Source organism: Stenotrophomonas sp. 704A1 (assembly GCF_030549525.1).
Classification (GTDB): domain Bacteria; phylum Pseudomonadota; class Gammaproteobacteria; order Xanthomonadales; family Xanthomonadaceae; genus Stenotrophomonas; species Stenotrophomonas tuberculopleuritidis.
In genome coordinates this window covers 767023-785722 of sequence record NZ_CP130831.1, presented here as the reverse complement: position 1 = coordinate 785722, position 18700 = coordinate 767023, and the positions used below count along the sequence as shown (strand labels likewise).

At 68.5% G+C, this 18700-nt stretch carries 16 protein-coding genes and 1 pseudogene; 8 read left to right on the top strand and 9 right to left on the bottom strand.

Translation table 11 applies throughout. The features are described from left to right. The first annotated feature begins 161 nt into the window (after positions 1 to 161). Positions 162 to 860 (top strand): SGNH/GDSL hydrolase family protein, encoded by a 699-nt coding sequence (locus tag Q5Z10_RS03505; RefSeq protein ID WP_303637960.1) that lies wholly within the window; start codon positions 162 to 164, stop codon positions 858 to 860. A 49-nt stretch (positions 861 to 909) separates the two neighbouring features. On the opposite strand, the gene Q5Z10_RS03500 is transcribed toward Q5Z10_RS03505, so the two are convergent. The 3 genes from Q5Z10_RS03500 to Q5Z10_RS03490 form a co-directional block, all read right to left on the bottom strand. Then, complete coding sequence (locus Q5Z10_RS03500; RefSeq protein WP_303637959.1) at positions 910 to 2181, bottom strand: sensor histidine kinase; 1272 nt, start codon at positions 2179 to 2181, stop codon at positions 910 to 912. Between the two features lie 150 nt (positions 2182 to 2331). Then, positions 2332 to 3045 carry a response regulator transcription factor gene (locus Q5Z10_RS03495; RefSeq protein ID WP_002811889.1) on the bottom strand — a complete coding sequence of 238 codons (714 nt, stop codon included), beginning with the start codon at positions 3043 to 3045 and terminating at the stop codon, positions 2332 to 2334. An 87-nt stretch (positions 3046 to 3132) separates the two neighbouring features. Beyond that, positions 3133 to 3777: an arylesterase gene (locus tag Q5Z10_RS03490; protein WP_303637958.1), complete on the bottom strand. Its 645-nt coding sequence runs from the start codon at positions 3775 to 3777 to the stop codon at positions 3133 to 3135. A 75-nt stretch (positions 3778 to 3852) separates the two neighbouring features. Between Q5Z10_RS03490 and Q5Z10_RS03485 the strand changes: the two genes are divergently transcribed. From Q5Z10_RS03485 to Q5Z10_RS03475, 3 genes are all read left to right on the top strand, one after another. After that, positions 3853 to 4500 carry an ABC transporter ATP-binding protein gene (locus tag Q5Z10_RS03485; RefSeq protein ID WP_345783981.1) on the top strand — a complete coding sequence of 216 codons (648 nt, stop codon included), beginning with the start codon at positions 3853 to 3855 and terminating at the stop codon, positions 4498 to 4500. Beyond that, positions 4497 to 7013: an ABC transporter permease gene (locus Q5Z10_RS03480; RefSeq protein WP_303637956.1), complete on the top strand. Its 2517-nt coding sequence runs from the start codon at positions 4497 to 4499 to the stop codon at positions 7011 to 7013. The genes Q5Z10_RS03485 and Q5Z10_RS03480 overlap by 4 nt, the downstream gene beginning before the upstream one ends. 69 nt (positions 7014 to 7082) lie before the next feature. Beyond that, positions 7083 to 7436, top strand: a complete 354-nt coding sequence (locus Q5Z10_RS03475) for a DMT family protein (protein WP_303637955.1) — start codon at positions 7083 to 7085, stop codon at positions 7434 to 7436. 160 nt (positions 7437 to 7596) lie between these two features. Here the strand turns inward: Q5Z10_RS03475 and Q5Z10_RS03470 are convergent, their stop codons facing one another. The 5 genes and pseudogenes from Q5Z10_RS03470 to Q5Z10_RS03450 all read right to left on the bottom strand — a co-directional run bounded on the left by Q5Z10_RS03470 (position 7597) and on the right by Q5Z10_RS03450 (position 12952). Continuing rightward, the gene (locus tag Q5Z10_RS03470) at positions 7597 to 8532 is read right to left on the bottom strand and encodes a DUF6607 family protein (RefSeq protein ID WP_303637954.1); all 936 of its coding nucleotides are present in this window, start codon (positions 8530 to 8532) and stop codon (positions 7597 to 7599) included. Between the two features lie 72 nt (positions 8533 to 8604). After that, positions 8605 to 9204, bottom strand: coding sequence for a ChuX/HutX family heme-like substrate-binding protein (locus Q5Z10_RS03465; protein WP_303637953.1), 600 nt, complete (start codon positions 9202 to 9204; stop codon positions 8605 to 8607). A 6-nt stretch (positions 9205 to 9210) separates the two neighbouring features. Next, positions 9211 to 11384, bottom strand: a pseudogene (locus Q5Z10_RS03460) (TonB-dependent hemoglobin/transferrin/lactoferrin family receptor). 152 nt (positions 11385 to 11536) lie between these two features. Further along, positions 11537 to 11731 carry a hemin uptake protein HemP gene (gene hemP, locus Q5Z10_RS03455; RefSeq protein WP_303637952.1) on the bottom strand — a complete coding sequence of 65 codons (195 nt, stop codon included), beginning with the start codon at positions 11729 to 11731 and terminating at the stop codon, positions 11537 to 11539. A gap of 249 nt (positions 11732 to 11980) precedes the next feature. Next, positions 11981 to 12952 (bottom strand): aldo/keto reductase, encoded by a 972-nt coding sequence (locus Q5Z10_RS03450; protein WP_303637951.1) that lies wholly within the window; start codon positions 12950 to 12952, stop codon positions 11981 to 11983. Between the two features lie 193 nt (positions 12953 to 13145). Between Q5Z10_RS03450 and Q5Z10_RS03445 the strand changes: the two genes are divergently transcribed. From Q5Z10_RS03445 to Q5Z10_RS03430, 4 genes are all read left to right on the top strand, one after another. Next, positions 13146 to 14444 (top strand): NupC/NupG family nucleoside CNT transporter, encoded by a 1299-nt coding sequence (locus Q5Z10_RS03445; protein ID WP_303637950.1) that lies wholly within the window; start codon positions 13146 to 13148, stop codon positions 14442 to 14444. A 25-nt stretch (positions 14445 to 14469) separates the two neighbouring features. After that, a complete protein-coding gene (locus Q5Z10_RS03440) occupies positions 14470 to 15435 on the top strand; it encodes a ribokinase (protein ID WP_303637949.1) in 966 nt (321 codons plus the stop codon). Between the two features lie 244 nt (positions 15436 to 15679). Beyond that, positions 15680 to 16675 carry a tRNA dihydrouridine synthase DusB gene (dusB, locus tag Q5Z10_RS03435; protein WP_154262345.1) on the top strand — a complete coding sequence of 332 codons (996 nt, stop codon included), beginning with the start codon at positions 15680 to 15682 and terminating at the stop codon, positions 16673 to 16675. 10 nt (positions 16676 to 16685) lie between these two features. Continuing rightward, complete coding sequence (locus Q5Z10_RS03430; protein ID WP_303637948.1) at positions 16686 to 17513, top strand: class I SAM-dependent methyltransferase; 828 nt, start codon at positions 16686 to 16688, stop codon at positions 17511 to 17513. A 74-nt stretch (positions 17514 to 17587) separates the two neighbouring features. On the opposite strand, the gene Q5Z10_RS03425 is transcribed toward Q5Z10_RS03430, so the two are convergent. Continuing rightward, the gene (locus tag Q5Z10_RS03425) at positions 17588 to 18655 is read right to left on the bottom strand and encodes a metal-dependent hydrolase (RefSeq protein ID WP_303637947.1); all 1068 of its coding nucleotides are present in this window, start codon (positions 18653 to 18655) and stop codon (positions 17588 to 17590) included. Positions 18656 to 18700 lie beyond the last annotated feature (45 nt).

Below are 18700 nucleotides of genomic sequence, written 5' to 3'. Positions count from 1 at the left end.
CATGGGTGGGCAGGGGTAGGCAGACAGCCCCCATTTTGCCACAAGGGCGGCACCGGCACCCCGCGCAGTGCCCGCCGCTGCCAGCAACGGCCCGGTACGGCCAAGTGCGCGGCCCGCCCAGCTTCTATGATGGATACCCCCTTGCCCTGCCGGAGAGCCCGATGACCCGCCCCCGCACCTGCCTGATCGTCCTTGGCCTGCTGGCCGCGCCGCTGGCGCACGCGCTGAGCCCGCCGGCGCCGCCGCAGGTGCCCGCGCAGGTATCCAACGTGGCCTGGGCCGGCGACATGGCCGCCTTCGCCGAGGCCGACCGGCGCAACCCGCCGCCGCGGGGCGGCATCGAGTTCATCGGCAGTTCCTCCTTCCGCATGTGGGACACGCTGGCCGAGGACTTCCCCGGGCAGCCGGTGTTCAACCGCGGCTTCGGCGGCTCCGAAGTGCGCGACAGCACCTGGTATGCCGGGCAGGCCGTGGTGCCGTATGCACCGTGCAAGGTGTTCTTCTACGCCGGCGACAACGATCTCAACAGCGGCCGCAGTGCGAGCCAGGTCCGTGACGACGTGGTGGCCTTCGTACAGCGCGTGCATCGCGACCTGCCGCAGACGCGCATCGAGTACGTATCGATCAAGCCCAGCCCGTCGCGCGCGCACCTGTTGCCGGCGATCAAGGAGGCCAACACGCTGATCAAGGCTGCGTTGGCCAAGCTGCCCAACACCGGTTTCACCGACATCTACACGCCGATGCTCGGCGCCGACGGCCAGCCGGATGCCGCGCTGTTCCGCGAGGACATGCTGCACATGACCCCGGCCGGCTATGCGATCTGGACCCGGGCGCTGGCACCGAAGGTGAGGTGCGATTGAGCAAGGCTGCGGACGCGCCTCCCTCGACTCTGCACACCCGGCTTCAGCGTCAGCGGAACACCACCGTCGCTTCGGTACCCTGCCCCGGTTCGCTGGCCAGGTTGACCCGCCAGCCGAAGCGGTCGCACAGGCGGCGGACGATCGACAGGCCCAGGCCCGTGCCCTGCGGGCGGCTGGGCTCGGCACGGTAGAACGGTTCGAAGGCACGTGACAGCGCCTCGGCGGACATGCCGATGCCGGTATCGCGCACCACCACCCGGTCCGGCTGCACGTACACGTCGATGCGCCCTTCGTCGGTATAGCTGCAGGCGTTGCGCACCAGGTTGCTGACCACCACCTGCAGCACCCGCGGCGGCGCGTGCAGCTGGACCGGCCCCTCGCTGTGCAGGTGCACCGCCACCGGCCGGCTGCCCAGCAGTTCGTTGGCGTTGTCCACTTCATAGCGGACGATGTCGTTGACGTCGAACAGTTCGACCTGCGGTTCCACATCCGCCTCGCGGGCCAGGATCAGGAACGCGTCGATCACCGCCTCCATGTCGCGGCCTGCGCGCTGGATGCGCTGCAGGCTGCGGCGCAGCCGGGGCTCCAGGGCATCATCGCCGAGTGCCATGTCGCTGGCCACGCGGATCACGGTCAGCGGCGTGCGCAGTTCATGGCTGGCATCGCGGGTGAAGTTGCGCTCGCGCGCCACATGCGCGGTGACCCGGTTGGCCAGCGAATGCAGCGCTGCGGCCAGCTGCCGGGTCTCACCCTGCATGTCGGCCGGCAGTTTGTGCGGTTCAAGATCGGCCGCTTCGGGGTGGCCCGGGTCCCAGCGCGAGACGCGGCGTGCCAGCCAGTTCACCGGTGACACCAGGCGTTTCGATGCGCGGTAGGTGATCCAGGACGCGCCGTACACCGCCAGCAGGGTCAGCAGCACCGGCACGATGCCGAACCAGAACGCCAGCATTTCCGCGCGCGAGCGCAGGAACACCAGATACAGCCGCCCCTGCGCGCGGGCATCGACCAGCACCAGCTGATCGTCATCGGGCAGTTCGTGGAAGCCCGGTTCGAGCGTGCGCAGGTTGGCCGGCAGCGACAGGCTGGACTGCCCACGTTCGAGCAGGTAGCCGCGGATGTTGCGGGTATTGGGCGGTGGCTGTACCGGCGACGCCTCGTACAGCGTCCAATAGTAGGCCGCCTCTTCGCGCAGGGCGGCGCCGACCAGGCTGTGCTTGATCACCAGCGACACCAGCCAGGCCCCCAGCAGGATGCCCAGGCTGGCCAACACCGCTTGCAGGATGAAGGCGATACGTATCTTGCGCGGCAGGCCGTGCGGCATTGCGGAGTCCCGATCAGAGCGCTGCGATTATAGGCAGCGCGCTGTGCCGTGATCGTGCATGGCGGGTGACAGCCTGGCATTCCAGTCCGTCACCCCTGCCCTGCCGACCACGACCGTGCCGGTGCTGCTGCTGCGCCGGCACGACGACGCTCAGGCCATCGGCTGGGCGATATCGGCGATGCGATACCCCGCGCTCTGCACGGTATGCAGCAGCGGCCGGTCGAACGGCTTGTCGATGATCTTGCGCAGGTTGTACAGATGGCTGCGCAGGGTGTCCGAATCGGGCAGGCCGTTGCCCCAGATCTCGCGTTCGATTTCCTGGCGGGTGACCACGCGCGGCGATTCGCGCATCAGGATGGTCAGCAGGCGCAGGCCGATCGGCGACAGCTGCAGTTCGGTACCGGCACGGGTGGCGCGCATGCTGACCGGATCGAGCACGAGGTCGGCGACCTTGAGCACTTCCGAACCGACCTGGCGGCGTTCACGCCGGATCAGGGCGCGCAGGCGCGCTTCCAGTTCCTGGATCGCGAACGGCTTGGTCAGATAGTCATCGGCGCCGAAACCGAGGCCGGTGAGCTTGTCGTCCAGCGTGTCGCGTGCGGTAAGCATCAGCACCGGGGTCGACTTGCGCGCATCGTTGCGCAGCCGGCGGCACACTTCGATGCCATCCAGCCGCGGCAGCATCAGGTCCAGCACGACCACGTCGTAACTGTTCTCGGCGGCCAGACGGTAGCCGTCCAGGCCATCCTGCGCATAGTCCACCTCGAAGCCACGGCCTTCCAGGTATTCGCCGATCATCTCGGAGATGTTGCGGTTGTCCTCGACCACCAGCACCAGGCCGGAAGTCTCTTTCGTCTGACGCATGAGAGTCCCTCTTTCTTCAGCTTTGTGAAACATGCCCGATCGACGGTGGACGCGATGTGAAGTTCCGTCAAGCGGCTGAAAAAAGATTCACAACAGGGGTTTCAGCAGCGGCCAGACGTTGTCCAGCACCTTCGGCTGGGCCTGCGCGGTCGGATGCAGACCGTCGGCCTGCATCAGCCCGGGCTGCAGGGCCACGCCCTCCAGCAGGAACGGCAGCAGCGGCACCTTGTACTGCGTCGCCAGCGCGCGGTAGGCCGCCGCCAGCCGCTGCCGGTAGCCCGGGCCGTAGTTGGGCGGCACGTCGATGCCGAGCAGCAGCACCTTCGCGCCGGCCTTCTGGCTGGCCTGCACCATCTTTTCAAGGTTGCCCTGCACCTGCGCCGGGGTCAGCCCGCGCAGCGCGTCATTGCCGCCCAGCGCGATGATCACCACCGTCGGCTTCTCCTTCGCCAGCAGGCCCGGCAGGCGGGTCAGCGCACCGGCGGTGGTTTCCCCGCTCATGCTGGCGTTGACCACCCGCGGCGGGGTTTTCGACTGCTGCCTGACCCGCTGCTGCAGCAGGCTGACCCAGCCGGCATCGGCCGGGATATTGTGGGCAGCACTGAGGCTGTCGCCGAGCACCAGCACGGTGCCGGCTGGACCTTTGGCACAGGCCAGCGCCGGCAACAGCAGCAACCCTAGCAGCAGCCCCATCATCGTGCCGGCGTGCCGGCTCCATCCCATCCCGTGCATTGGAGTCTCCTCATCGACAGCCTGTCCCCCCGCAGCGCGCCCGTCGCCATCGCCGTCGAGCAGGTCGGCAAATCCGTGCATGGCCCGGAGGGTGAAGTCCACATACTGGACAACATCACCCTGACCGTCCATGAAGGGACCAGCGTGGCCATCGTCGGCGCGTCCGGTTCCGGCAAGACCACCCTGCTCGGCCTGCTGGCCGGGCTGGACCTGCCCAGTCGTGGCCGCATCGCGCTGGCCGGCCAGGATCTGGGGGGGCTGGATGAGGAAGCGCGCGCGCAGCTGCGCGCACGCGAGGTCGGCTTCGTGTTCCAGAGCTTCCACCTGCTGCCGGCGCTGACCGCCGCTGAGAACGTGGCGCTGCCGCTGGAACTGGCCGGGCGCGAGGACCGTGCCCGGGTGGAACAGGTGCTGGCCCAGGTCGGCCTGTCCCATCGTGCCCGCCACTATCCGCGGCAGCTGTCCGGTGGCGAGCAGCAGCGCGTGGCCCTGGCCCGCGCCTTCGTCACCCGCCCGCGCATCCTGTTCGCCGATGAGCCCACCGGCTCGCTGGACCAGGCCACCGGCCAGCACATCAGCGACCTGCTGTTCGAGCTCAACGCCGGCAGCGGCACCACCCTGGTCCTGGTGACCCACGACCTGCGCCTGGCGCAGCGTTGCCAGCACATCCACCGCATCGACAACGGCCGCCTGCAGGCGGTGCAGCACGGGGCCGAGGCATGAACCTGCTGCGGCACGCGTGGCGCGCGCTGCGCCGCGAGGCGCTGGCCGGCGACCTGCTGACCGTGTTCGCCGCACTGGTGCTGGGGGTGGCGGTGATGACCGCGGTGGGCACGCTGGTCAACCGGGTCAACCTTGCGCTGACCGGCAGCGCGGCGGAGATGCTCGGCGGCGACCTCGGCGTGGCCGGCCGCGAGGAGGCGCCGCCTGCGTTCGCCGAAGAAGCACGACGGCGGGGGCTGGCACATACGCGGCTGGCCAGTTTCGGCAGCGTGCTGTTCCAGGGCGACGCCAGCCAGATGGCCAGCATCAAGGCGGTCGAAGCCGGGTATCCCCTGCGCGGTACGCTGCGCGTGCGGGCGACCCCGGGCGGCGCGCTGATCGCAAACGCCGGCATGCCCGCCAAGGGCCAGGCCTACGCCGACCCGCGCCTGCTGCAGGCACTGGGCCTGAAAGCCGGCGACGCACTCGAATTCGGCGCCGGCACGCTGCGCATCGCCGGCATCATCGAATCCGAGCCGGACACCGGCGGCGACCTGCTGACACTGTCGCCCACCCTGCTGGTCAACCGCGCCGACGTCGACGGCACCGGCCTGCTCGGCCCCGGCAGCCGCATCAACTACCGGCTGATGTTCGCCGGTGCCCCCGAGCAGATCACCGCGCTGCGGCAGTGGCTGCTGCCGCAGGTGAAGGGCATGCGCCTGCTCAGCATCGATGACACCCAGCGTGGCGTGCGCCAGGCCTTCGACCTCGCGGGCCGTTTCCTCGGACTGAGCGCGCTGCTGGCGGTGCTGCTGGCCGGCGTGGCCACCGCACTGGCCGCCAACCGCTTCGCCCTGCGCCGCATCGACCAGGTGGCGATCCTGCGCTGCCTGGGCGCGCGCCAGCGCGACATCCTGCTGGGCCTGGCACTGCAGCTGCTGATGCTGGCGGTGCCGGCCTGCGCGCTCGGCATCGGCCTGGGCATGGCTGCTCAGGAAGGCCTGGTGCAGGTACTGGGCAGCCTGGTGCCGCAGCGCCTGCCGCTGCCCGAAGCGACGCCGGCGCTGACCGGTGCCGGCATCGGCCTGCTGCTGCTGTTCGGCTTCGGCCTGCCGCCGCTGCTGCGCCTGCGCGGGGTGCCGCCGATGCGCGTGCTCAACCGCTCCTTCGCCGCCCTGCCACCGGCCTCGCTGCTGGCGTACCTGGCCGCGCTGGCCGCCAGCCTGGTGCTGGCGGTGCAGGTCACCGGCGACCTGAAACTGGCGCTGTGGGTGCTGGGTGGACTGGCCGGGCTGGCCCTGGTCGCCGGCCTGGCCGGCTTCCTGCTGCTGCAGCTGCTGCGCGGGCTGCAGCACCGGCTGCACGGCAACTGGCGGCTGGGCCTGGCCGCGTTGACCCGGCGCCGCCTGCTGGCGGTGATGCAGCTGGTCGGGCTGTCGCTGTCGCTGTGCGCGCTGCTGTTGCTGGCCGTGATCGGGCCGGGCCTGTTGCAGCAGTGGCGCGAGCGGCTGCCCGCGGACACACCCAACTACTTCCTGATCAACATCCAGCCCGGGCAGCGCGACAGCGTGCTGGCGGCACTGCGCGACCTTGGCGCGGCCGATGCCAGCATCGAACCGATGGCTACCGGGCGCCTGATCGCGATCAACGGCAAGCCGCCGCTGCGCGTGGACCGTACGCCGGAGCAGAACGGCCAGCCGGCCCAGGGCGAAGGCCAGCGCGATGACGATGACGAGAACCGGCCGTTGAACTTCAGCTGGCGCAGCACCTTCCCGCCGGCCAACACGCTGATCACCGGGACCTTCTGGTCGCCTGGCAGCACGGCGGCGGAGGCATCGGTGGAAACCGGCTGGGCCGAACGTTACGGGGTGTCGGTGGGCGACCGCATCCGCATTGCGGTGGGTGAGCAGGAACGCGAGTTCACCGTCACCAGCGTGCGCAAGGCCGACTGGAACACCTTCCGGCCGAACTTCTTCGTGCTGCTGAATCCGAACGCGGTGGGCGACACACCGCACAACCTGCTGTCGGCCTTCCACCTGCCGGCGGGCCAGGCCGCCGGACTGGGCGCGCTGGTGCGGGCACAACCGAACCTGTCGCTGCTGGACGTGGACGCGGTGATCTCGCAGGTGCGCGAGGTCATGGACCGGGTGGCGCAGGCGGTGCAGCTGGTGATGGTGTTCAGCCTGCTGGCCGGTGTGCTGGTGCTGTTGGCCGCGCTGCAGGCCACCGCCGGCGAGCGCCGCTACGACAGCGCGGTGCTGCGCACGCTGGGCGCGACCCGGCGCCAGCTGCGCGGTGCGGTGCTGGTGGAATTCGGCGCACTGGGGGCGCTGGCGGCACTGCTGGCGATCGGCGCAGCGGCGGTGATCGGCGTCCTGGTCTCGCAGAAGGTGTTTGAGCTGGCGCTGCTGCCGCCCTGGCCCGGCCTGCTGCTGGGGGGCGCGGCCGGCATCGGGCTGAGCCTGCTGGCCGGCTGGTGGGGCACCCGGCGCATCCTGCACACGCCACCGGCGATGGCCCTGCGCGAGGCCTGACACGGCGGTGACACACCCGGGGTGGGGCCGGCGGTATGCTGCGCGCCCCACCCCCTCGAGATCGCCCGGATGCCCGGCACGTCGTTCGCCGCCTACCTGTACCCGGTACTGCTGCTGCTCGGCAGCAACATCTTCATGACCTTCGCCTGGTATGGGCACCTGAAGTTCAAGAGTGCGCCGCTGATGACGGTGATCCTGGTCAGCTGGGGCATCGCGTTCTTCGAATACTGCCTGCAGGTGCCGGGCAACCGGCTGGGCAGTGCGGTGTATTCGGCGCCGCAGCTGAAGGGCATGCAGGAAGTGATCACGCTGCTGGTGTTCGCGGTGTTTTCCGCGTTCTACCTGGGCCAGCCGCTGAAGTGGAACCACTACGCCGCGTTCGGGCTGATCGTGGTGGCGGCGTTTCTGATGTTCAAGGAGTAGGACCGGAACACGGCCCGTGCCCGCGTGTGGGCCGCGCCGGTGTCGCGCTGCAGGCTGTGGTGCGGGAACCGGCCGGTCGGCGCCTTGGGTGCAGCGCATCCACGCGTGGCGTGGATGCGCTGCCGGGCAGGCCCGGCACCCTCGGCAACCGCGCGGGCGGTCAGCCTTCCTTCGGGGCCTTTTCCACGTACTTGGCGAACACCTCGTCGATCTGCGTGTCCTTCACCTTCTTGCCGGACTGGATCTCCTCGGCCTGGGTGAACAGCGGGATGATCATCGCCATGCCGTCCAGCTTGGTCTTCAGGTGCACGCCCGGGGCCTGGGTCAGGAAGCCGTCCCAGCGCTGGCGCACCTTGGCCCAGTAGCCGGCGGTGGCCTTCCAGTAGTCGCGGGCTGGGGTGAAGTCGACCTCGGTGGTCTTGATGTAGTCGTTGAAGCCGAACTCGCGGGCGATCTCCACCTGGCTGCCGTCGGCATTGCGCTGCACCTTAGTGTTGAACTGTTCGTGGGTCCAGCCGTTCGGGGTGAGCGTGTGGCGGTTGATCACGGCCAGCGCGTTGTAGTCGCTGCGCTTGGTGTATTCACGGCGCGGCAGCGGGCGCCAGCTCAGGTCGCTGGTCCAGCTCGGCACGTTGTTGGTGTAGGTCCACTTGCCGGTGCCGCAGTAGCGCGGTGCGTCGCTCACCTCGTACACGCACTGGGTCCAGGCGCCCCGGTTGGTGGCCGCGTCGATCGCGCGTACCTGCCAGGTCTGGTCAGCGCTGAACTCGAAGCGGTTCGGCGCTTCGTAGACCCAGTCCTGGCGCCAGTGCTTGGTCACATGGCCACTCTTGCCATCCACCAGCAGGTGTTGCAGGACGATCCGCTTCGGGCTGTCCTCGATCACGATCACGACCTCGTCACCGCCGCTGCGCATGGCCGGCGCACGCTCGTAGCCCGGCTTCAGCAGCACGGTTTCGTCGAAGGCGAAATCCACCGTGTACTCGCCCTGCATGGCGAGGATGCTGTCGTGGTCGCGGGCGATGTCGGAGGGCTGCGCGCTGGCTGCGCCACTGCTGGCGAGCAGCAGCATCACGCTGGCTGTCTGGAACTTCATCTGGGATGTCCTTCGGGTTTCAGGGTCGGTGGAGGGCCAGTCCGTGGCCGGGGTTGCTCCATGGAGATCAGGTCACAGGCGCACCAGCGGCAGGTCGCCGGACGCACGCGGCGCGGGCCGGCGGGCTGCCTCGGCACAGCAGCAGTCGTCGATCGACAGCTCGCCGTCGGCGCCTTCCATCCGCGCGATCCGGCGTGCGGTGGCCGCACCCAGCGAAGACAGCGTGGACAGGCTGGCGGCCAGGATCCGGCCATCGTCGGCTGCATGCAGGCGCACGCTGCACAGCCGCCAGCGCTGCCCGCGCAGATGGCCGGCCAGGCGCCGCCACAGGCGTTCGCCAACGCTGCCTTCGGCATCGCGTGGCGGCGCCGACGGCAATGCCGCCACCAGCCGATCCCAGGCCAGGAAGTCGCTGTCCGGCAGCAGGTACAGGCGCCAGACACAGCGGCCGCGCGCATCCAGGAAGCACAGGCTTTCGTGCACGCCCTCGCTGTCCACGGCCTGGCAGGCATGCACCGAGACCGCCTGCCGCCAGCCCGCCAGTTCGCTGCCCTCGGCGGGGTACAGGCACAGGACGGTGCCAAGCGCTGCCAGTTGCATCGGGGTCGGCCAGGCACCGCTGTGCGGTACCGGGGTGGCGTCATTCCTGCGTGCGGACAGTGCTCGGCTCATGGGCGTTTACCAGGACACGGCAAGGCTGGCCGACAGGGTGCGGCCGGGGCTGGTGAATCGGTCGGTGACACGGCTGCCGGTGGCCAGCGTCGATCCGACCGTGGACCACTCGATGTAGCGCTTGTCGGCCAGGTTGAACACGCCGACGTTGAAGGTCGCACCGGGCGCGAAGTCCCAGTGCGCCATCAGGTCGAGCACGCCGTAACCGGCCGGGCGGAACGCGGTGGCGCTGGCAAGGCGATCCTTGCGCTTGACGAAGGTGCCCGCCAGTTCCACGCCCCACGCGTCGGCGTCGTACATCAGGCCGACGGTGCCGCGCAGCGGGTCGACCGAATCCAGCGGCGTGTCTTCGGTCTTGTTGTCACCGCACTGCGCAGGGCCCAGCCCTGCAGCGCCGGCGACAGTTCGCCGAAATCGACGCCGGCCTTCAGTTCGGCACCGTAGATGCGGGCGTCGGCGATGTTCTGCGACTGGAACACGATCAGGCCCTGCGCGTTGCGGCCGACTTCGCGGGTGGACTCGATGAAGTCCTTGTAGTCGTTGTAGTAGCCGCTCAGGCTGACGTACGCCGCCGGGGTCAGGAAGCGCAGGCCCAGTTCGACACCGTCGCTGGTTTCCGGCTTCAGGTCCGGATTGGGAATGGCGGTGTAGCCGAACATGACGTTGGTGAAGCCGAGATTGACGTCGTTGTACGGCGGCGAGCGGAAGCCGCGCGAATAGCCGGCAAACAGCGACCACGCATCGTTGAAACGCCAGACCATGCCCAGCTTCGGCGAGACACTGGTCTTCTTCAGGTCGGACACCGCGACACCGGGATTGTCCTCGGCGAAGATGCCGTCCACCTCCGGCTTCAGTTCGTAGCGGTCCACGCGCACGCCCGGCACCAGCGACAGCCGGCCACCGGCCAGGCGCATCTCATCCTGTGCGTACAGGCCCAGTTCGGTGGTCTTGCTGATCGGGAAATCACGCACCGGGAACGCATCGGGCAGGATGGTGGTGCTGACCACGCCGCGGTTGCTGACCTGGTAGCCGTCGCGCTTCTGCCGGATCTCGGTGCGCGCGCCATCAAAGCCGTAGGTCAGTGCATGCTCGACACTGCCGGTGCTGAACGCCTTGTTGAACACCGCCTGCAGGCCGTAGACGCGCTGGTCGAAGCTGAATTCGCGATGGCGGCTGCTGCCGTTGGCGCGCGCTTCGTCGGTGCGCTGGGTGGTCTCGCTGTTCTGGGTGTAGACCTGCCAGTGCAGGCTGTCGGCGAACGCCTTGTCCAGCGCATCCATTTCATGGGCGAACGACACCCGGTTGCGGGTCTGCTTGTCGCGCGCCTTCATGCCGGTGGTGGTGGTGCGGTCGATCGCCGACAGCACGTTGGTATCGGTATTGTCTTCATTGCCTTCCACGGTCAGGCGGAAGCGCTGGTCGTCGCTGGGCGCATAGACCAGCTTGCCGAGCAGGCTGCGGCCATCGCGGTCCTGCGGGTTCGGCGCGGTGCGCGTGTTGTCGTTGCTGCGCACGTCGCCCTTGTTGTCGGTTTCCTGGCCCTGGCGGTGGTTGATGTTGACCAGGCCGCTCCAGTGCTCACCGCCGAAGGCGGTGGTGACGCCGCCGAACAGGCCCTTCCATTCGCCGTCGTAGCCGAACTTCAGGCCGACATGCGCATCCTTGCCCTCCTTCAGATAGTCGGCCGGGTCCTTGGTCACGAACGCGACCACGCCGCCGAGCGCATCGGACCCGTACAGCGAGCTGGCCGGACCGCGCATGATCTCCACGCGCTTGAGCGTGTCCAGGTCGGTGAAGTCGCGGTTGGCGTTGGAGAACGAGCCGATGTCGAAACTGGTCGGCATGGCAATGCCATCGGTCTGGATGCGCACCCGGTTGCCGTCCAGGCCACGGATGCGGATGCCACCGATGCCGAAGCGGGTCACGCTGCGGGTAACCGACAGGCCCGGCTCATACCGCACCAGGTCCTTCAGGTCGTGCACCAGCTGCCGGTCCATCTGCTCGCGGTCGATCACATCGACGGTGGCCGCGACGTCGCTGACCGCGCGTTCGGTGCGGGTCGCGGTGACCTGCACGCGATCGAATTCGCGCGTATCGGGCGCCGCATCGGCGGCAGCAGCGTGGGCGGACAGCGGCAGGGCCATCCACAGGGCAATGCAAAGAGCAGTCGGGCGGGTCATCGGCGTCGGTCGGTCAGGCAGAGGAACCCCCGGCCACCGCCACGCCGGATCGACGTAAACGGTAGACCGAGGGGGAGAGAGCGGGAGCGGACAGGTCGCCCACCCTGCCGGCGGCGCCGGCAGGAGGGAGGGAGGCAGGCGACCCAGCCGCGTTACTTGGTCAGGATCAGCTTGTCGTTGCTGGTATGACGCAGACGGTAGAAGCGGTCGCCGTGCTGGATCAGGATTTCACGGCGGCCCTTGAGCAGGGCTTCGCTGTCGATGACATCTTCCGGCGGGACAACGCGGACCGGACGGTCGCGGAGGGTCAGCGTTTCGGGGCGCAGCAGTACAGGTTGAGCATTCATGAGCATCTGGACTCGTGCGAGGGACGAGTTAAATGATAATGATTCTCAGTTGACAATCAACAACCATTCTCAACTTCATTGATGGAATTAATGATCGAATTCGGGGAATCGATAGATTTCATCAATTGAAATAGCGGCTTCTGTAGCGTCGAGCCGTGCTCGACGGCTCTTCGATCCCAGCCAGGTGAAACCCGCGCTGCGCGGGAGCCGAGCACGGCTCGACGCTACAACGGCCCGGCGCCAGCGGGCTCAGGCGAAGACGGCCTCTACCTGCGCCCAACCGGTCTCGTCCATCTGCTGCAGCACGTCCAACGCCTGCAGGTTCTGCAGGAGCTGGCTGACCCGGCTGGCACCGAGGATCACGCTGGAGACATTGGGATTGCGCAGGCACCAGGCGATGGCCAGGCTGGCCGGGGCGTGGCCGAGGCTGTGCGCGACCGCACTGAAGCGCCGCACCCGGGCCAGACGATCGACGCCGTTGTCGCCCAGGACCAGGTCCTGCAGCCACCCCATGCCCTCGCGGCCGAGCCGCGCGTCGCCGGGAATGCCGTCGTCGTACTTGCCGCTGAGCAGGCCCGAGGCCAGCGGCGAGAAGACGGTCGTGCCCAGCCCGGCATTGGCGTACAGCGGCGCGTACTCGACCTCCACCCGGTGGCGGTGCAGCAGGTTGTACTGGGGCTGCTCCAGCGACGGTCCCTGCCAGTTGTGGCGGGCGGCGATGTCCACCGCTTCCTGGATCTGCGTCGCCGACCACTCCGAGGTGCCCCAGTACAGCACCTTGCCCTGCCGCACCAGCGTATCCATGGCGTGCACGGTCTCGGCGACCGGCGCGTCCGGATCCGGGCGATGACAGTAGTAAAGGTCCAGGTAGTCCACCCGCAGGCGCTTGAGGGCGGCGTGGCAGGCATCGGTCACGTGCTTGCGCGAGAGCCCGCGCTGGGTCGGCCGCGGGTCACTGGCGCTGCCGAAGAACACCTTGCTGGAGACGCAGAATCCGTCGCGCGGCAGCCGCAGGTCGGCGATCACATCCCCCATCACCTGCTCGGCGCGGCCCTTGGCATAGCCCTCCGCGTTGTCGAAGAAGTTGATGCCGTGGTCCCAGGCGGCGGCCACCAGGTTGCGGGCCTCGTCGCGCGGGACCTGGTCGCCGAAGGTCACCCAGGCGCCGAAGGACAGGGCGGATATCGGCAGGCCGGTGGAGCCAAGGCGACGGTAGAGCATGCGATTCTCCTGCTGCGGGCCCGCATCCGGGCCGTGGTCGAACCCCCATTCTACCTGCCCGGACCGGTGCAACCCCTTGCCGTTGCTGGCCCGATCGGTGCCGATGGCCGCGCACAGACGGCTTTTCCTTGCTCCGGCCCCGGCCCTGCACTAGGCTTCCCGTTTTTCGCGACGCCCCAGGGGAGTCACTCAGATGGTCGAAGGTTTGGGCAGGATCGGCTTCGGCCTGTTCGGGTTGGCGGTGCTGATCGGCATCACCTGGCTCTTTTCCAACAACAAGCGCGCGGTGGACTGGAAACTGGTCGCCACCGGCATCACCCTGCAGATCGCCTTCGCGGCGCTGGTGATCCTGGTGCCGGGCGGGCGCGACGTGTTCGACGCGCTGGGCAAGGGCTTCGTCAAGATCCTCAGCTACGTCAACGAGGGCTCGGGCTTCATCTTCGGCTCGTTGATGGACACCAAGAACTACGGCTTCATCTTCGCCTTCCAGGTGCTGCCGACCATCATCTTCTTCTCTGCGCTGATGGGCGTGATGTATCACCTGAACATCATGCAGGCGATCGTGCGGGTGATGGCGTGGTCGATCACCAAGGTGATGCGCGTGTCCGGCGCAGAAACCACCAGCGTCTGTGCCAGCGTCTTCATCGGCCAGACCGAGGCGCCGCTGACCGTGCGCCCGTACATCGCCAGGATGACCCAGTCCGAGCTGCTGACCATGATGATCGGCGGCATGGCGCACATCGCCGGCGGCGTGCTGGCGGCCTACGTGGGCATGCTCGGCGGCGGCGACCCGGTGCAGCAGGCGTTCTACGCCAAGCACCTGCTGGCGGCCAGCATCATGGCCGCACCGGCCACGCTGGTCGTGGCCAAGCTGCTGATCCCGGAAACCGGTACCCCGCTGACCCGCGGCACGGTGAAGATGGAAGTCGAAAAGACCTCCAGCAACATCATCGACGCGGCCGCTGCCGGCGCCGGCGACGGCCTGAAGCTGGCGCTGAACATCGGCGCGATGCTGCTGGCCTTCATCGCCCTGATCGCGCTGCTGAACGCCCCGCTGACCTGGATCGGCGATGTGACCGGCCTGGCCGCTGCCATCGGCAAGCCGACCAACCTGTCGACCATCTTCGGTTACGTGCTGGCGCCGATCGCCTGGGTGATCGGCACCCCGTGGGCCGATGCCACCACCGTCGGTTCGCTGATCGGCCAGAAGGTCGTGATCAACGAGTTCGTGGCCTACACCGAGCTGTCGCAGATCGTGAACGGCCAGATCGCCGGCGTGAGCCTGTCCGAGGAAGGCCGCCTGATCGCCACCTACGCGCTGTGCGGCTTCGCCAACTTCAGCTCGATCGCGATCCAGATCGGCGGTATCGGCGGCCTGGCCCCGGAACGTCGCCACGACCTGGCCAAGTTCGGCCTGCGCGCCGTGCTGGGCGGTACCATTGCCACCTTCATGACGGCGACCATCGCCGGCGTGCTGACGCACTTCAGTTGAACCCTTGGTTGAGAAAAGATTCCCTATGAGCAGCAGTGTCGTTGTCGTCGGTTCCTTCAATGTCGATCACGTGTGGCGGTGCGAGTCGCTGCCGGCACCGGGTGCGACCATTGCCGGCCGTTACAGCACCGGCCCGGGCGGCAAGGGCTTCAACCAGGCCGTGGCCGCGTGCCGTGCCGGCGCCGATACGCATTTCGTCTGCGCGCTGGGGGATGACGCCGGTGGTGCCACCGCGCGCGACCTGGCCACCCAGGACGGGTTCGCGCTGATCGCCGAAGCCAGCAGCGAACCGACCGGTACCGCCGGCATCTACGTTGATGCGCGTGGCCGCAACACCATCGTGATCGGTCCGGGCGCCAACGCCGCGCTCAGCACCGACTTCCTGCAACAGCAGCAGGCGCTGCTGACCGGCGCCAAGGTGGTGCTGGTGCAGCTGGAATCGCCGGTGCAGACCATCGAAGCGGCGCTGGCCACGGCGCGCGAGGCCGGGGTCACCACGGTGCTCAACACCGCACCGGCCGACGCCCCGTCGACCATCGGCCTGCTCAAGCTGGCCGACGTGATCACTCCGAACGAGACCGAGTTCGCTGCCCTGCTCGGCCGCCATGTCGGCGAGCGCGTGGATGCCAACGACGTCGCCGCGCTGGACGGCGCCAGCCTGCACGCGCTGTGCCGCAAGCTGGTCGGCAACGGTACCGTGGTGGTCACGCTGGGTTCGGTGGGTGTGTTCGTCTCGCATGCCGACGAGAACCTGCGCGGCGATACCCAGCCGTACTACCGCGTGGGTGCCGAACAGGTGCAGGCGATCGACACCACCGGTGCCGGTGACGCCTTCAACGGTGCGCTGGCCGCCTCGCTGGCCCAGGTCGCCGACGCCCCGTTCGCCCGCCACGTGCGCTTCGCCAACCAGTTCGCCGGTCGTTCCACCGAGAAGGAAGGCGCCGCTGCGGCGATGCCGCGCTTCACCCCGGCCGATTCCGAGGCAAAGTAATCCACGCCATGCGTGGGTAGAGAAGCCCGGGGCCGCAGGCACCCGGGCTTTTTTGTGCATTCTGCAGGCCCGCCAGGCCTGGCAGGGCCTGGGGTAGCCGCCCACCATCGCCCGCCCTTGGGGGCGGTGGAAGCAACCGTCAAGCATCTGCTGATGCCGGTACGGCATGAGGTCGGTGCCGATCGGCCTGAATCCGGGTCGTGCCGACACGACCGTGCCACTGCCCGCGCCCTACAATGGGCGCATGCAGATCGGCCCGTACACCATTGCCCCCAACGTCGTGCTGGCGCCCATGGCCGGCGTCACCGACAAGCCCTTCCGCCTGCTGTGCAAACGGCTGGGCGCGGGTCTGGCCGCCTCGGAAATGACCATCAGCGACCCGCGCTTCTGGAACACGCGCAAATCGATCCACCGCATGGACCATGACGGCGAGCCGGCACCGATCAGCGTGCAGATCGCCGGCACCGAACCGCAGCAGCTGGCCGAGGCCGCGCGCTACAACGTCGATCACGGCGCGCAGATCATCGACATCAACATGGGCTGCCCGGCCAAGAAGGTGTGCAACGCCTGGGCGGGTTCGGCGCTGATGCGCGACGAGCAGCTGGTGGCACGCATTCTGGAAGCCGTGGTCAACGCGGTGGACGTGCCGGTCACGCTGAAGATCCGCACCGGCTGGGACTGCGACCATCGCAATGGCCCGCTGATCGCGCGCATCGCCGAAGACAGCGGTATCGCGGCACTGGCGGTGCACGGCCGTACCCGCGACCAGCACTACACCGGCCAGGCCGAGTACGCCACGATCGGCGAGATCAAGGCCGCGCTGCGCATTCCGGTGATCGCCAACGGCGATATCGATTCGCCACAGAAGGCCGCTTTCGTGTTGCAGCAGACCGGCGTGGACGCGGTAATGATCGGCCGCTCGGCGCAGGGCCGGCCGTGGATCTTCCGCGAAGTGGCGCACTACCTGGCCACCGGCGAGGAACTGCCGCCGCCGTCGCTGGCGGAGGTGCGCGACATCCTGCTTGGCCACCTGCATGCGCTGCATGCGTTCTATGGCGAACCGCAGGGCGTGCGCATCGCGCGCAAGCATCTGGGCTGGTATGCCAAGGACCGGCCGGAGAATGCCGCCTTCCGCGCGGTGGTCAATCGCGCCGAAGACCCGGCCAGCCAGATCGCGCTGACCACCGACTACTTCGACCGCCTCATTGCCGGGGAACCGGCGCTGTCTTCCGCTGCCTGAGCCCGCCGCCATGACCCCGCCGATTTCCTCCCCGACCTACCTGCACGGTTTCTCCGGTACCGAGCAGCAGCGCCTGATGACCCAGGCGCGCCTGCTGGAATCGACCATCTTCGGCCAGATCGACTACAGCGGTGCCCGCCGCCTGCTGGAAGTCGGCAGCGGGGTCGGCGCGCAGACCGAGATCCTGCTGCGCCGCTTCCCCGACCTGCACGTGACCGGGGTGGACCTGAGCGAAACGCAGCTGGAGACCGCACGCGGGAACCTGTCGCGCACGCCATGGTGCAGCGACCGCTATACCCTGCAGCAGGCCGATGCCGGCGAACTGCCGTTCGAGGCCCGCAGCTTCGACTCGGCGTTCCTGTGCTGGGTGCTGGAACACGTGCCCTCGCCCGCCCGCGTGCTCAGTGAAGTGCGCCGCGTGCTGGCCCCGGGTTCGCCGGTGTACATCACCGAGGTGATGAACGCCTCGTTCCTGCTCGACCCGTATTCGCCGCACATCTGGCGCTACTGGATGGCGTTCAACGATTTCCAGTACGACCACGGTGGCGACCCGTTCGTCGGCGCCAAGCTGGGCAACCTGCTGCTGGCCGGTGGCTTCCGCGATGTGCACACCGAGATCAAGACCATCCACCTGGACAACCGCGAACCGGCGCGGCGCAAGACGATGATCGCGTTCTGGGAGCAGCTGCTGCTGTCGGCCGCCGATCAGCTGCTGCAGGCCGGCAGCGTGGACGAGGACACCGTGGAAGGCATGCGTCGCGAGTTCCGCCTGGTGCAGAATGACCCGAACGCGGTGTTCTTCTATTCGTTCGTGCAGGGCCGCGCAACGGTGTATTGATCCGGTGCAGCCACGCCCTGCGTGGCTGCCACCACCGATGTCTTCGCCATCCAGGCGTGGCGTGGATCCACGGATCAATGCACGGCGGTATGGTCGAAGGCACCCGGCTGTGCCGCCGGCTCCTGCCAGATCCGCTGCCACATCGCCGCCAGCCGGCGACCGGCGTCGGCGCGCGCGGCGGGACTGCCGTAATCCACCCGCACCTGCTCGGGGGTGATCGGCCGCCACTGCCCATCGGCCTGCTCGGCGACGACGAAACTGAAGGTGTAGTCGGGCTCCAGCCCCATGCGCAGGTCGCTCAGCACCAGCCGGCCGTCCACCACCTGCGCACGCATGAAGCCACGGTTGAACCACGTCAGCTGCTGCACCGCCGGGATGGCCCCCGCTTCGCGCAGGGCCTGCACGTTGGACGCGTGGCCTTCGAACCGCATCGGCCCGTGGTCGGCCACCAGCGAGCGGTCGCCCACCACGTAGCCGTTCGGCGTCATCGCCACCACCCGCCACAACAGCGTGTTGAACGGCATCGGCACCGAGAAGCGCGGCGCATCGCCCAGGCCCATCGCCGCCAGGCTCTGCTGGGCCGCACGGTCGACCTGCGCCTTGGCGATCAGGCCCCAGCCCAGGTAGGCACTGCTGACCAGCAACGCCACACCCAGCACCTTGCCAGCCCAGGGGCGGGCGCGGCCGAACCAGGCCAGCACGCAGCCCAGCAGCAGCCACACCGTGTAGCCGAGATCGATGATGAAGACGCTGGAGCCCATGGCCGGATGCGGCCGCAACGGCCACCACAGCTGGGTACCGTAGACGGTGAACGCATCCAGCAGCGGATGGGTGACCAGCGCCAGCTGGATCGCCCAGAACCAGCGCACCGGCGACTGCGCGACGCGGCCGTTGCCGAAGCGCTTGAACAACCACCAGATCAGGGCAGCCACCCAGGGCAGCACCAGCAGCGAATGGCTGAAGCTGCGGTGCTCGATCATGTTCGCCACCGGGTCGGCGGCGGTGAAGCCGAGCCACAGGGCATCGAGGTCCGGCAGGGTGCCGAGCGCGGCACCGGCCAGCAGGGCCGCACGGCGATGGCCGGGCGGAGCGATGGCAGCAGCGACGGCGCCGCCAAGCACGATCTGGGTCAGGGAATCCATGGCCCGATGCTAGCCGCTTGCGGGCGTGCCGTCTCGATGGCACAC

Excerpts from the sequence above, each read along its gene's own strand:
- Q5Z10_RS03440 (WP_303637949.1), top strand. The coding sequence starts at position 14,470 with ATGAGCAGCAGTGTCGTTGTCGTCGGTTCCTTCAATGTCGATCACGTG.
- Q5Z10_RS03500 (WP_303637959.1), bottom strand. The coding sequence starts at position 2,181 with ATGCCGCACGGCCTGCCGCGCAAGATACGTATCGCCTTCATCCTGCAA.
- Q5Z10_RS03490 (WP_303637958.1), bottom strand. The coding sequence starts at position 3,777 with ATGCACGGGATGGGATGGAGCCGGCACGCCGGCACGATGATGGGGCTG.
- Q5Z10_RS03445 (WP_303637950.1), top strand. The coding sequence starts at position 13,146 with ATGGTCGAAGGTTTGGGCAGGATCGGCTTCGGCCTGTTCGGGTTGGCG.
- Q5Z10_RS03470 (WP_303637954.1), bottom strand. The coding sequence starts at position 8,532 with ATGAAGTTCCAGACAGCCAGCGTGATGCTGCTGCTCGCCAGCAGTGGC.
- hemP (WP_303637952.1), bottom strand. The coding sequence starts at position 11,731 with ATGAATGCTCAACCTGTACTGCTGCGCCCCGAAACGCTGACCCTCCGC.
- Q5Z10_RS03465 (WP_303637953.1), bottom strand. The coding sequence starts at position 9,204 with ATGAGCCGAGCACTGTCCGCACGCAGGAATGACGCCACCCCGGTACCG.
- Q5Z10_RS03475 (WP_303637955.1), top strand. The coding sequence starts at position 7,083 with ATGCCCGGCACGTCGTTCGCCGCCTACCTGTACCCGGTACTGCTGCTG.
- Q5Z10_RS03430 (WP_303637948.1), top strand. The coding sequence starts at position 16,686 with ATGACCCCGCCGATTTCCTCCCCGACCTACCTGCACGGTTTCTCCGGT.
- Q5Z10_RS03480 (WP_303637956.1), top strand. The coding sequence starts at position 4,497 with ATGAACCTGCTGCGGCACGCGTGGCGCGCGCTGCGCCGCGAGGCGCTG.
- Q5Z10_RS03425 (WP_303637947.1), bottom strand. The coding sequence starts at position 18,655 with ATGGATTCCCTGACCCAGATCGTGCTTGGCGGCGCCGTCGCTGCTGCC.
- Q5Z10_RS03450 (WP_303637951.1), bottom strand. The coding sequence starts at position 12,952 with ATGCTCTACCGTCGCCTTGGCTCCACCGGCCTGCCGATATCCGCCCTG.
- Q5Z10_RS03505 (WP_303637960.1), top strand. The coding sequence starts at position 162 with ATGACCCGCCCCCGCACCTGCCTGATCGTCCTTGGCCTGCTGGCCGCG.
- Q5Z10_RS03495 (WP_002811889.1), bottom strand. The coding sequence starts at position 3,045 with ATGCGTCAGACGAAAGAGACTTCCGGCCTGGTGCTGGTGGTCGAGGAC.
- dusB (WP_154262345.1), top strand. The coding sequence starts at position 15,680 with ATGCAGATCGGCCCGTACACCATTGCCCCCAACGTCGTGCTGGCGCCC.